Genomic DNA, 12,674 nt, shown 5'->3' on the forward strand with positions numbered 1-12,674 from the left:
CCGGAGCCCCCGCTCCGGCCATCATGTCAGGTCGGCTTGCCGTCCCAGAGCGCGAACTGGCCCTTGCGCACGACCAGCTCGGCGTTCATGGCGCCCTTGACGCGGCGAGTCGCGACGTCGAACGTCGCGGCGCCGAAGATGACGCTAGGGACGTCCTTGACCTTGGTGAAGGCGTCGCGGACCGCCTTGCGGTCGGTGCCGCCGATCTTCACCACGGCAGCCGCCATGTTCATCGCATCATAGGCGTAGGCGTTGAAGGCGTCTGGCTCCAGACCGTTGTACTTCTTCTTGAAGCCGGCGATGAACTTCTGCACCTCGGGCCGCGGGTCTTCCGGGAAGTAGCGCGTGCCGACATGGACCTCTTCGACGGCCTCGCCGCCCAGCTCCAGGAATTTCGGCGAGTAGACCGAGCTTGCCGCGCAGATCACCTGCTTGAGCCCGACCTGTCGCGCCTGACGCGCGATCAGCGCGCCGTCGGAGTAGTAGGAGATCAGGATCAACCCGTCCGGATTGGCATCACGCACACGCACCAGCGTGGAGCGGAAGTCGCGCTCCTCCGCGATATAGCCCTCGGTGACCGCGATCTCCGCGCCATATTCCTTTGCAGCATTGACGAAATAGTCGCGGCTGGTGCGGCCCCAATCCGTGTTGAGGTGCAACACCGCGAGCTTCTTCAGGCCGAGGCGCTTCACGGCATAGGACGCCAGCAGCGGCTGCTCGTCGGCCTGGCTGACCGAGGTGCTCCACATGAAGTCGCCACCCTTGGTGAAGTCAGGGTGCGAATTGGTGAAGCCGAACTGCACCAGGCCCGCGCGCTGATAGATCGGCGAAGCCGCCATCGACGCCGGGCTGGAGAAATCGCCGAGCTCCAGGACGACGCGGGGATCGGAGACGAATTTCTGCGCGATCGCCACCGACTGGCGCGGATCGCTCTGGCTGTCCTCGAAATTGTAGGTGAGCTTGCGGCCGTTGATGCCGCCAGCCGCCTGGATCTCGTCCAGCGCGAGGTCGAAGCCCTGCTTCCACTGCGTGCCATATTGCGCGTTCGGCCCGGTCAGGGGGCCGCTGACGCCGAGCAGGATCGGCTCGGCGGATTGCGCAAAGGCGCCGCGCGAACCGGCTGCTCCCGCCATCATGGCGGCGAGCGAGCCCTTGACCAGGGTACGACGATCGATGTTGCTCATGCACGGCTCCATCCAGATAGTGTTGAAACAAACAGCAATTCTTGTGCCGGTGAGATTGCCTATTTCGAGGGCTCACCGAGTGACAGCATCAGCCGGTTCGCCCAGTTGAAGAACGAGGCGCCGTTGATGACGTCGACGATCTCGGCATCGTCGAGGCCGGCGCGGCGCAGCTCCTCGACATTCTCAGGGCCGAACGCGATCGGCGTCGCGGCCAGCGCGACCGAGGCCTTGACCACCGCGTTCCAGCGCTCGCCGAGGTCGGCCTGGACGCCTTCGTCGAGCAGCCGCTGCACGTCGTCGCGGCGCTTGGAATAGGTGCTGGCGAAACGCGCATGCACCGAAGCGCAGTAGATGCAGCCGTTATAGCGCGAGGTCGCGGCCGCCGCGAGCTCACGTTCGGCGCGCGGCAGGCCGTCGGCGACGTTGTAGAAGATGTCCTTGTCGGTCTTGGTGCGGGCTTCCAGCACCTCGGGATCGCGCACGAGAAGGCGGAAGTATTCGGACTTGGCACGGGAGCGATCGACCAGACCCGCGAAATGCCGCTCGGTCAATTCGGCCTCGGGCAGCGGCTCGATCCACGACACCCAGCCGAGTTCGTCCTGGGTGAAGACGACGGGCGGATTGACGTTGTTTGCAGCGCTCATGATGCAGTCTCCTTACGCGCCGGCCGCAGCGCTTGCGGTGCCCAGCGAGGCGCCGAGCACGCGCAGGCCCGTGACGACGCGCACCTGGAACGACAGGAACGCGACGAGCTGAGAGAAAGTGACGATGCCGGTGTCCGACCAGCCGGCGGCCAGCAGCGCCTTCATGTCGGCGGACGCGGCATCGCGCGGGCGGAACACCAGCAGATGCGCATGCTCCAGCGCCGCGGCGAGCCTGGCGCCAACGACGGACCTGCCCTCCGCGCTCACGCGATAGATCAGGCCGGCCGTGTTCTCGACTGACAGCGGTCCGGCCGGATACGCACCGTACGGGCCTGACGTCTCGCCGCGCCTGATTTCGACTTCGATCGCCTCGGCTAGGCGCGCACCATCGGCGGTCGCCGCGAGCTTCGCCCGGTAGAAGGCAGCCATGGTGGGCTCGCGGTGAAGGCCGATCACGAAGAGCGCGACTGCGGCGCGCTCGACAAGCGAAAAATCGCCGGCGTCGATCGGCTCGAACAGCGAGAGATAGCTCTTCTGCGCGTTCTCGCGCGCCTGCAGGCGGCGTGCGCGAATGCCATCCAGAGCCGTGCCCGGCTCGATCCCGGCAAGCGTGTCGATGATATCTTTCGTAGCCATCATTCAGCCTCGTGCAACGCGATCATGTTCACTCCGATCAGCCCGCCAGAGCCACGTCAGCCGCCGTCCGGGTCCAGCCCAGCGCCGGCGCGACCTTCTCCGCGACAAGCTCGATCGAGCGCAGGATATGAGGATGCGGCGCGTCCACCGAATGCGCCTGGAAGACGAGGTCGGTCACCCGCTCCAGCGTGGCGTCGGCGCGGAGCGAGGCGATGACGTCGTCGGCCGCACCGACATGGGTGTCGAATGCTGTGATCATCTCCTCCAGCGTCTCGCCCGGCCTGGCATGACCGCCCTTGAGGAACTGCGGCAGCGCGCGCCGCAGCCCAATGTCGGCAAGGCGCATCGCTTCAGTCCGGTCGTCGGCGACGAAGACGCTGCGCGAGGCCATGATCCGGGGCTCGCATCCCGGCGGCAGCGCTTCGAGATAGGCATCGATGACCGGATTCTGGATCTCGGCGAGCGTGGCCTTCGGCGCCTCCTTGGTCCGGGGCTGGGTGCGCGACAGCAGCAAGCCATCGCCGGCCTTGCCCGCGCGCGCACCACCGGCGACCGAGAACGTCGCCTGCCAGATCCGCTTGTCCAATTGGGGCCGCTGCGGATAGAGCGTATCGCCGCCGGTGAGCGGCTTGCCGACCAGGGCGGTGCGGACCACGTCCAGATTGCGGGCAAATATCTCGTTGCGCTGGGCGCTGTCGAGGCCGAAGGCGGCAAAGGCCGACGGATTGCCGCCGGTGCCGACGCCGAGCTCGAAGCGGCCGTTGCAGAGCAGATCGAGCACCGCGGCATCTTCCGCAACGCGGACCGCATTCTCCAGCGGCAGCGTGACGATGCCGGTGCCGAGACGGATGCGCGAGGTCTGGGCTGCGACGTAACCGAGGAAGGTGAAGGGCGACGGCAGGCCGCCCTCGCGCTCGTGAAAATGATGCTGCGCGATCCACGCGGAATCGAGGCCTGCTTTCTCAGCGCGCACGATCTGCTCGGCGGCGAAGCGGTAGCGCTCGGCGGGCGGGGCTTCATCGAGGAGCCGCGTGAAGAACCCCAGTCGTTTCAGGTTTGCAAAGCGTTTCATACGACCCCTGTCGGGCGAGGATGGGCTCCGATGATGTCGGTTGCCGCAGCTCCAGACAAGCGGGCATTGCGCAAGGCTGCCCGCCGGATCGCCCCCGCGCTGGACCTTGGCTAGGCAGATTGCCTACCAGCTCGGCAGCACCGCGCCCTTGAACTTGGTCAGGACGAACTCCTTGACCTCGGGCGTGTGGTAGCTGTCGACGAGGATCTTGACCCAGGGCTTGTCCTTGTCGGCGGCGCGTACCGCGATCAGGTTGACGTAGGGTCCCTTCGGGTCCTCGCGCAGGATCGGATCCTTGACGGGATCGAGGCCCGCCTGGGTTGCATAATTGGTGTTGATCGCGGCGGCATCGACATCGTCGAGCGCGCGCGGCGCCTGCGCCGCATCGACCTCGATGAATTTCAGCTTCTTGGGATTCTCGGTGACGTCGAGCACCGTCGGCTTGAAGCCCGTGCCGTCTTTCAGCTTGATCACGCCCTTGTCGCGCAGCAGAAGCAGCACGCGGCCGCCATTGGTCGGATCGTTCGGGATCGAGACCTTGCCGCCCTCGGGGATGTCGGCGAAGGCCTTGTGCTTCTTCGAATAGACACCGATCGGGAAGTTCACGGTCAGCCCGACGGATTCGATCTTGTAGCCGCGGTCGGCCTTCTGGTTGTCGAGATAAGGCTGGTTCTGGAACGAATTGGCCTGGATCTCACCGGCATCGAGCGCCGCATTCGGCACGACGTAGTCGGAGAACTCGATCAGCTGGATGTCGAGACCCTGCTTGGCGGCGATCGGCTTCACCGCCTCGAAGATCTGCGCATGCGGGCCCGGCGTCACACCGATCTTGATCGTCTCGGCGGTTGCTGCGGCCGACCAGGCGGCAAGCGCGGTTGCGAGGATCAGGGGGAGGCGAAACGACATCTTGGTCTCCATCACGCGGGCGGCAATCAGTGGAACCGTATTCGCTTCTCCGTGAGGCGAAATCAATGAAATGAAAATCCATAATGACTACCGGTGGCGGACTCTCGTTCTCCATTTCGCGCAAAATAGGAAACGAATTCGCAGGTCATGGGGCGCGTTGCGCAAGCGTGATGGGCATCACGGCAAAGTGTCACCCCGGATGCGAGATTAGCAGCAAGGCCAGCAAGGAGTTCAGCCATGACCGCCCTCGCCGCCCCGAAGTTCGCCAGCCGGAAGCGCCTAGGAGCCTCTATGCCCTGCTCCAGGGCGTTCCGTTCAATTCCGGCGTCGCCCTGACGATGAAGCTGATCAACGCGTCGCCGCTCAAGTGGCTGAGCAATCTGCTGCTGCTGTCGGCGCTACCGGCATCCAGTGATACCTGTTTACTCGGAGCGCCACGTCCACGGTGACAGCATGATCAGGACGCAGATCGCGGCATAGGCGGCGAGCGAGGCCGTGACCATGGTGGCGAGACCCGCCATGCCCGCGCCAAAACTCACCACCGCGATCCAGCCGCCGCCGGCCGCGATCAAGATGCGCGCGACGGACGAAGCCAGCGGCCCCATCGCTCGGCCGGTGCCTTGCACCGCGAACGAACTGACAAAACCGAAGCCGAGCGCGGCATAGGCCGGCGCGACGATGCGCAAATAGGTCATGCCCTCGCTGACGACGTCCGCGTCATGGCTGAAGAGGTGCAGCCAGGCCGTCGGGAAGATCGCAACCAGCAAGCCGATCGTGCCGGTCATGATCATGCCGACCACGCCGCTGATCCAGCCGATCTTTCGTGCCCGCGCGGTCTGGCCCGCGCCCATGTTGACGCCGACCATGGTCAGCGTCGCCGTGCTGATGCCGAACAGCAGCGGAATCATGATGTAGTCCAGCCGCGAGGCGATGCCGTAGCCGGCGAGCGCGGAGGTGCCGAACAGGCCGACCGCGCCGGTGACGAGAATGACGGTGAGGTTGGTCAGCACCGCGTTGAACGCGGTCGGGATGCCGACCTTCAGCATGTCGCCGAAGATTTTTGCGCGCAACGGCACGATGTGCAGCTTCAAGCCAGTCGCGCCCGTCGACATGTAGCGCAGCAGGAACAGCATCGCCGCGCCATAATAGAGGCCGAAGGCTATGCCGGCGCCGCCGATGCCGAGCCGCGGGATCGGCCCGAACCCGAAGATCAGTGCCGGCGAGACCGGAATGGTCACGATGGCGCCGACCAGAGTCACCAGGGCCGGCACTTTGACGTTGCCGGCGCCGCGCAGCGCGGCAGCCTGGAGGTTGACGATCCACACCGGGATGGCGCCGGCGAACAGATAGTTGGAATAGGTGGTGGCAGCGCTAAGCGCACCGTCGGTGCCGCCGAGGGCACGATAGAGATGCGGACCACCGAGGACGACGCCGAGCGTGAACACGCCGCCGGCAATGATCGCGAGCACCACGGCATGAAACAGCGCCGCCTCGGCATCGGCGCGGCGGCCGGCACCGACCGCGCGCGCCACCGAGGACGCAACGCCGGAGCCGAACCCGCCGTTCGACATCATGGTCATCAGCATGAAGATCGGGAACACCAGCGCGGCGCCGGCGAGCGCATCGGTGCCGAGATAGCCGACATAATAGGCCTCCGCGATGTTGACCGCGGTCTGCGCCACGAGGACGGTCACGGTCGGCAGCGCGAGCTTGAGCAGCGTGGGCAAGATCGGCGCGGTCAGGAGCGCGGCGCGTCTTTGCTCAGCCGCGCTTGGTGCGGGTGGAGCCGCCTGGCGAAGCGGCGCCGCGGTGTGGGCCACGAATGGCGCGGCAGACAAGGCCGGCGCGGCGGCATCCTCGACGGACATGGTTCGATCCTGTGGTTCCCTCGGACCGCCCCCGGTCGGCCGCCCATTGCATTATGATCATAATGTATTATTATGACCGTAATGCAATAGAGCAGACCTCACGTTTTTGTGGCATAGGGGGCGGCGGGTTCGCAGGAGGCGGAATTGGCGCGCTATGACAAGGGACACAGGGACACGACGCGGCGGCATATTCTCGATGTCGCATCGACGCAGTTCCGCGAGAGCGGCATCGCCGCGGTCGGCCTCGCCGGCATCATGGCGGAAGCGGGCCTGACCAACGGCGCCTTCTACACGCACTTCGCCTCCAAGGAGGATCTGGTGCGCGCGGTGCTGCTCGACGCGCTGGAGCGGCGCGAGCAGCGGCACAGGGACAATCTCGAAAACGGCGTCGCGCTCGAGACCGTGATCCGCGACTATCTCTCGCCCAGGCATCGCGATCGGGCGGCGACCGGTTGCCCGACCGCGGCCCTCGTCTCCGAGATCGCGCGGCATCCGAAGGCGACGCGCGAGGCGTTCACCGGCAAGATGTCCGACATCCTCGCGCTGATGGCAGCGCAAATGCCCGAGGGCACCCCGGCGGAGCGGCGCCGCCGCGCCATCGCGGCCTACGCCACCATGGTCGGCGCGCTGCAATTGTCGCGCGCGGTGAGCGACAGGCAATTGTCGGAGGAGATTCTCGAGAACGCGGTGGATGCCGCGCTGGCGCTTGCGAAGGGGCGCTAGTGCATTCGCCCCTCCGTTCGCACCGGATCATCGTAGCCCGGGGCGTCCCGCGTGTTGCTCAGCTCCTCGCGTCGAGCTGGCTGCTGCGACCGGACGAACTTGCTTGCGAGGCATAAGCGGAAGCCGCGGCCGAGGCCGGCGAATAGTGCGACAGCGATTCGGCGAGTTCTTCGGCGGCCTCGGTGAGCTCCTTCAGGACGGCGTCGCTGTCCGTGGCGTGGCCGCCGGAGGAATGCAGCACCTCGAACGAGATTCCGTTCGGAAGATCGACATGAACCTTGTCGATCCCGACGGCGTCGGGCGTGTCGCCGTTCTGCGACTGGTCGGCGCCGGACGCCGGATCACCAGATATCTGCTGGCTCGCGAGCTTCTGCACGAAATCCTCGATGGACTTGAGCGCGCTGCTGTCGAAGCCGCCGCCACCGAAATGGACGATGCCGATCGACATGCCGTTCGGCAGGCTCACCTTGACCTCGTCGTAGGGCGTGCCGCTCTCCAGCAGAGACGAGAACATCGAGGCGCCGTCTTGTGAACCCGCTGATTTCGACTGGCTGGTGGATGAAGGCGACCCCGCCGCGCTTCCACCGATGCTGCTCATGCTGCTGACGCTCATACCCGCACTCCACTGTCATTGCGAACGCACGCTTTGCGTGCAATGCGCATGCCAGATGAGAGCCTCATTGCCATCAAGGGCTTATCGCGAAATCCGGCCGGCATCCCCTTCACGCCGGCAACAATGTCCCGGCAGAAGCTGCCCATCTCCACGTTCGCCATTTCGTCGCAGGGCCTTGCGGCCTCGCCGGCATTGCCGCCTCGTGCATGATGCAACATGATGGGGTGCCGAAGACGATTTTTCTTCGAGGTGGGGGTCATTCGATGAATGAAGACGAGATTCGCAAATCCATCGCGGAGGTGAAGCAAGGCACGCTGTCGCGACGCTCGTTCATCCGGACCATGGCTGCGGCCGGGATCGCCGCGCCGGTCGCGAGCCAGATCCTGCTCTGGAACGACGTCGCGATGGCGGATGCCACGCTGCCATACAAGCCGACCAAGGCCGGCGGCGGCGGCCCGCTCAAGATCCTGCTGTGGCAGGCCCCCACCCTGCTCAATCCGCATTTCGCGATCGGCACCAAGGATCAGATCGCCTCGCGCATCTTCTTCGAGCCGCTGGCCGGCTGGGACAAGGACGGTAACCTCATCCCCTGCCTCGCCGCCGAGATTCCGACCAAGGCGAACGGCAGCCTCGCGGCCGACGGCATGAGCGTCATCTGGAAGCTGAAGCAGGGCGTGAAGTGGCATGACGGCAAGCCCTTCACCGCCGACGACGTCGTCTTCACCTGGGCCTATGCGGCGGACCTCGCGACCGCCGCCTACAGCACGGGATCCTACAAGGACATCACCGTCGAGAAGATCGACGACCACACCGTCAAGGTGCTGTTCAAGGCCCCGACCCCGTTCTGGGCCGACCCCTTCGTCGGCTCGGTCGGCCAGATCCTGCCGAAGCATCATTTCGGCGACTATGCCGGCGCGAAGTCGCGCGAGGCGCCGGGCAATCTGAAGCCGGTCGGCACTGGCCCGTACAAATTCGTCGAGTTCAAGCCGGGCGACCTGATCCGGGCCGAACGCAACCCCGACTATCACGTCAAGAACCAGCCGCATTTCGACACGCTCGAGGTCAAGGGCGGCGGCGACGCGGTCTCCGCGGCGCGCACGGTGCTCCAGACCGCCGAGTACGACTATGCCTGGAACCTGCTGGTGGAGGAGGAGGTCCTCAAGCGCATGGAGGCCAGCGGCAAAGGCAGGGTCGACATCACGCCGTCCGGCAACGTCGAGTTCATCATCCTCAACACGACGGACCCGTGGACCGAGGTCGACGGCGAGCGCTCCAGCGTCAAGACCAAGCACCCGACGCTGTCCGATCCGGTCGTCCGCCAGGCGTTCAACCTCCTGATCGATCGCGAAGCGATCCAGAAATTCATCTACGGCCGCGGCGGCATCGCCACGGCAAGCTTCGTCAACCAGCCCCAGCAGTTCAAGTCGGGCAAGCTGACCTACGCCTTCGACGTCGACAAGGCGAACAAAATCCTCGACGAGGCCGGCTGGAAGCGGGGCGCGGACGGCATCCGCGAGAAGGACGGCAAGAAGCTCAAATACGTGTTCCAGACCTCGATCAACGCCCCGCGCCAGAAGACACAGGCCATCATCAAGCAGGCCTGCCAGAAGGCCGGCATCGACATCGAGCTGAAGTCGGTCACCGCATCGGTATTCTTCTCGTCTGATGTCGGCAACCCCGACACCTACTCGAAACTCTATTGCGACATGGAGATGTACAACACGACGCAGCCGCAGCCCGATCCGGAGCGATTCTTGAACCAGTGCGTCTCCTGGGAGATCGCCAACAAGGAGAACAAGTGGCTCGGCCGAAACATCTCGCGCTGGTCCGATCCCGAGGCCGACAAGGCCTACAAGACCGCGCAGCAGGAGCTCGATCCGGTCAAGCGCGCCGCGCTCCTGATCAAGGTCAACGAGATCTTCTGCGAGGCCAATATTCTCGTGCCGCTGCTCTCCCGCAACATCGTCGGCGCCGGCGTCAATAGCCTCATGGCCGACATCTCGGGCTGGGACGTCACGACCTGGAATCTGGGGAGCTGGTATCGGGTCTGACAACCGGCGCGCGAGGACCCGGCTCCCTCAAGGCGCCGGGTCGCATGCCGTATCTGCGCATGATGGCTTTGCTCAGCGCGCCCTCGGACGCATAGCCGACCTCGCCGGCGATCTTGGCGACCGGATCGGAAGTGCCGGCCAGCCGCTTGCGCGCGACCGTCAATCGCAGATCGGACAGGAACGTCATGGGTGCGACCCCTGCGCGCTTTTGAAAAGCGCGCACCAGCGTCGCGCGCGAGGCGATCGCCACCGCCGCCATGTCGTCGAGCGTCCAGTCCCGGGCGAGATCGTTGAGGATCGCCGACACGACCCGGGCCGTCATGCGGTCGCGCAACAGCGACACCGTGCCATTGCCGGAGGCATCGTCCGAAAGATGGTCGCGGAGCATCATCACGAACAACGCTCTCGCGAGGTCGGCCGCGACCACCTCCGATCCAACCCGTCCAGCGTCCAGCTCTTCGCGGATGTCGATCAGCAGGCGCCGAAACCGTTCCAGCAGCGGCTCCTCCGCCGTGCGCAGGATGATCTCGTCGGGAAGGGCGGCGATCAGCGGGTTCTCATCCGACGTCTCGAACAGGAAACGGCCGCACAGCAGTTCGGTATCGACCTCGGCCTCGACCGTCGCGCGCTGGCGGACGCCATTGCGGACCTCGGTCGTAACACGCCCGATAGCGCCGCCAGTCCGGCTGCGAACCGCGTGACTGTCGCCATGCGGCAGGAGAAGGATGTCGCCGGCTTCCAGCCTCTGCGTGCCCAAACCCGGCCGTTCGACTACGCAAGCGCCGCGTGTGACCATGTGGAACTGCGCCCATCCCTTGCCGTTCGGCGCGTGTAGCGACTCCCAGCTGCCGCCGAATTTGCAGGAATCCTCGAATATTGGACGGATCCTGAACAGCGGCACCATCGCCTTCAACAATTCCGCCGCGTCCGTCTCCGACATCCCTCTCCCCTTGATCCGCCCGGACATGTCTCCGAGCCGCCCGGCCATTCCATGGAACAGCCAAGCGCATCTACCCTACAAGCGGGCTGTCCCGCGCATGAGTGGACCAGTGCTCATGGCTTTTAACACATCCTAACGAGCAATCCTCACGGTGTTCGGTAATGTCACGGCATGAAGGCGGCAGGGATTTCCAAAAACAGGGTTATCAAGGGGAGATCATATGACGTCCAAGACGCCAGTCGAGTTGTTGCCACGGCCTGCGAATGTGTCGCGCCGTGGCTTCGTGGGAGGCCTGTCGGCGGGCATCCTTGGCGCGGTGGCGTCCGAGGCGGCGGGCGCCGAGACGCTCGCCGACGTCCCCGATCGCGGGCCCGGCGCTGATCTGAGCGCGCACAGCGAACGCTCCCGGTTTGCAAAACTCGATCGCATCCCCGAGGCCACGCCGGGCAAGCGCAACGTCGATCCCGGCGACGCCATCAATTCCAAGACGCCGCACCAGAAGCTCGTCGGCAATATCACGCCGACCGATCTGCATTACGAGCGCAGTCATTCCGGCGTGCCCGACATCGATCCCGCGCAGCACCGCCTTCTCATCCATGGCATGGTGCAAAAGCCGCTGGTGTTCAGCGTCGACGATTTGAAGCGGATGCCATCGGTGACGCGCGTGGTGTTCATCGAGTGCACCGGCAACGGCTGGGAGAACTGGAAAAAGGCCGATCCTGACGTGACGGTGCAGAACACGCATGGCCTCGTCAGCACCAATGAATGGACCGGCGTTCCGCTCAAATTCCTGATCGACCTCGTCGCCAAGGACAAGGGCTCGAACTGGATGCTGGCGGAGGGCGGCGACGGCGCGGGCGTCGATCGCAGCATTCCCCTCACCGACGAGATCGTGAACGAGGCCTTCGTCGCCTACGGCCAGAACGGCGAACCGCTGCGGCCCGCGCACGGCTTTCCGATGCGGCTGGTGATGCCGGGCTTTGAAGGCAACCTCAACATCAAATGGCTGCGCCGCCTCAAGTTCGGCAGCGAGCCCTGGATGACGCGCTGGGAGACGGCGCGCTACACGCAGCTGCTGGCCAACGGCAAGGCTCGGCAGTTCCAGCTGCGGATGGACACCAACTCCGTCATCACGCAACCATCGGGCATGATGCAGATCCAGCCCGGCTATAACCGCATCTCGGGTCTTGCCTGGAGCGGGCATGGCAAGATCGCCAAGGTCGAGATCTCCACCGACGGCGCCAAGACCTGGAAGCCCGCGCAATTGAGCCAGCCGGTGCTGTCCAAGGCGCAGGTGCGATTCCAGATGGATTGGGTCTGGGACGGCAAGCCGACAAAAATCGTGAGCCGCTCGACCGACGACCACGGCAACGTTCAGCCGGACCGGCAGTCCTTCATCGCCGCGATGGGGACCAACGCGCTGTTTCACTACAACGCCCAGCAGACCTGGAGCATCGACGAAGCCGGGAGGGTCCGCAATGTCCTCGCATGACAAGCTGCTTCTCGCCGGCATCCTCACCGCCGGCCTGCTCGCCGCGCCCGCGCTGGCGTTCGATTTCGGCCGTCCGGCAACGCCGCAGGAAATCAAGCTATGGGACATCGACGTCGGCCCCGACGGCAAGGGCCTGCCCGACGGCAGCGGCACGGCGACGCAGGGCAAGCAGATTTTTGCCGACAATTGCGCGGCCTGTCATGGCGACAACGGCCAGGGCGGCATCAAGGATCGTCTCGCCGGCGGACAGGGCACGCTCGCCTCCAACATGCCGGTCAAGACCGTCGGCAGCTTCTGGCCCTATGCGACGACCCTGTTCGACTACATTCATCGCGCGATGCCGTATCCGACGCCGGGCTCGCTCAGCACCGAAGAGACCTATGCCGTCACGGCCTATATCCTGAGCCTCAACGGCATCGTTCCTGCCGACGGCAAAGTCGACAAGGACTCCTTGCCGAAAATCAAGATGCCAAATCGCGATGGCTTCATTCCGGAGCCGGAATTCGACCCGGCGCGATTATTCCGCAAGAAGTGAGCGGGTAATC

At 65.1% G+C, this 12,674-nt stretch carries 13 protein-coding genes; 5 read left to right on the top strand and 8 right to left on the bottom strand.

The genetic code is table 11. The annotated features are described in order from the left end of the window. Positions 1 to 26 precede the first annotated feature (26 nt). The 5 genes from ABIA90_RS22770 to ABIA90_RS22790 form a co-directional block, all read right to left on the bottom strand. Entirely contained in the window at positions 27 to 1,184 is a 1,158-nt protein-coding gene (locus ABIA90_RS22770; protein WP_085399597.1) for an ABC transporter substrate-binding protein, read from the bottom strand. 59 nt (positions 1,185 to 1,243) lie between these two features. Next, positions 1,244 to 1,828: an alkylhydroperoxidase domain protein gene (locus tag ABIA90_RS22775; RefSeq protein ID WP_354119332.1), complete on the bottom strand. Its 585-nt coding sequence runs from the start codon at positions 1,826 to 1,828 to the stop codon at positions 1,244 to 1,246. 12 nt (positions 1,829 to 1,840) lie between these two features. After that, on the bottom strand, positions 1,841 to 2,464 hold the full coding sequence (locus ABIA90_RS22780) for a CMD domain protein (protein ID WP_354119331.1): 624 nt from the start codon (positions 2,462 to 2,464) through the stop codon (positions 1,841 to 1,843). A 37-nt stretch (positions 2,465 to 2,501) separates the two neighbouring features. Further along, on the bottom strand, positions 2,502 to 3,536 hold the full coding sequence (locus ABIA90_RS22785) for a putative FMN-dependent luciferase-like monooxygenase (RefSeq protein ID WP_071909937.1): 1,035 nt from the start codon (positions 3,534 to 3,536) through the stop codon (positions 2,502 to 2,504). Positions 3,537 to 3,659: 123 nt separating this feature from the next. Continuing rightward, the gene (locus ABIA90_RS22790; RefSeq protein ID WP_028153283.1) at positions 3,660 to 4,454 is read right to left on the bottom strand and encodes a MetQ/NlpA family ABC transporter substrate-binding protein; all 795 of its coding nucleotides are present in this window, start codon (positions 4,452 to 4,454) and stop codon (positions 3,660 to 3,662) included. A 71-nt stretch (positions 4,455 to 4,525) separates the two neighbouring features. Here ABIA90_RS22790 and ABIA90_RS22795 point away from each other — a divergent pair, with 71 nt between their 5' ends. After that, complete coding sequence (locus ABIA90_RS22795; protein WP_354119330.1) at positions 4,526 to 4,891, top strand: hypothetical protein; 366 nt, start codon at positions 4,526 to 4,528, stop codon at positions 4,889 to 4,891. On the opposite strand, the gene ABIA90_RS22800 is transcribed toward ABIA90_RS22795, so the two are convergent. Further along, on the bottom strand, positions 4,865 to 6,310 hold the full coding sequence (locus ABIA90_RS22800) for an MATE family efflux transporter (RefSeq protein WP_354119329.1): 1,446 nt from the start codon (positions 6,308 to 6,310) through the stop codon (positions 4,865 to 4,867). The two genes, ABIA90_RS22795 and ABIA90_RS22800, sit on opposite strands and share 27 nt — an antisense overlap. Before the next feature lie 144 nt (positions 6,311 to 6,454). On the opposite strand from ABIA90_RS22800, the gene ABIA90_RS22805 reads away from it, so the two are divergent. Then, on the top strand, positions 6,455 to 7,033 hold the full coding sequence (locus ABIA90_RS22805) for a TetR family transcriptional regulator (protein WP_354119328.1): 579 nt from the start codon (positions 6,455 to 6,457) through the stop codon (positions 7,031 to 7,033). 58 nt (positions 7,034 to 7,091) lie between these two features. Here ABIA90_RS22805 and ABIA90_RS22810 read toward each other — a convergent pair whose 3' ends face one another. Beyond that, positions 7,092 to 7,646 carry a hypothetical protein gene (locus tag ABIA90_RS22810; RefSeq protein ID WP_354080090.1) on the bottom strand — a complete coding sequence of 185 codons (555 nt, stop codon included), beginning with the start codon at positions 7,644 to 7,646 and terminating at the stop codon, positions 7,092 to 7,094. A 263-nt stretch (positions 7,647 to 7,909) separates the two neighbouring features. Here ABIA90_RS22810 and ABIA90_RS22815 point away from each other — a divergent pair, with 263 nt between their 5' ends. Further along, positions 7,910 to 9,697 carry a peptide ABC transporter substrate-binding protein gene (locus ABIA90_RS22815; protein ID WP_354119327.1) on the top strand — a complete coding sequence of 596 codons (1,788 nt, stop codon included), beginning with the start codon at positions 7,910 to 7,912 and terminating at the stop codon, positions 9,695 to 9,697. On the opposite strand, the gene ABIA90_RS22820 is transcribed toward ABIA90_RS22815, so the two are convergent. Next, entirely contained in the window at positions 9,660 to 10,637 is a 978-nt protein-coding gene (locus tag ABIA90_RS22820) for an AraC family transcriptional regulator (protein ID WP_354119326.1), read from the bottom strand. The two genes, ABIA90_RS22815 and ABIA90_RS22820, sit on opposite strands and share 38 nt — an antisense overlap. Positions 10,638 to 10,857: 220 nt before the next feature. On the opposite strand from ABIA90_RS22820, the gene soxC reads away from it, so the two are divergent. Further along, entirely contained in the window at positions 10,858 to 12,129 is a 1,272-nt protein-coding gene (soxC, locus tag ABIA90_RS22825; RefSeq protein ID WP_354119325.1) for a sulfite dehydrogenase, read from the top strand. Beyond that, a complete protein-coding gene (locus ABIA90_RS22830) occupies positions 12,116 to 12,664 on the top strand; it encodes a c-type cytochrome (RefSeq protein WP_354119324.1) in 549 nt (182 codons plus the stop codon). Before soxC ends, ABIA90_RS22830 begins: the two co-directional genes overlap by 14 nt. Positions 12,665 to 12,674: the final 10 nt, after the last annotated feature.

This window comes from Bradyrhizobium sp. LA6.8, from assembly GCF_040547935.1.
Taxonomy (GTDB): domain Bacteria; phylum Pseudomonadota; class Alphaproteobacteria; order Rhizobiales; family Xanthobacteraceae; genus Bradyrhizobium; species Bradyrhizobium barranii.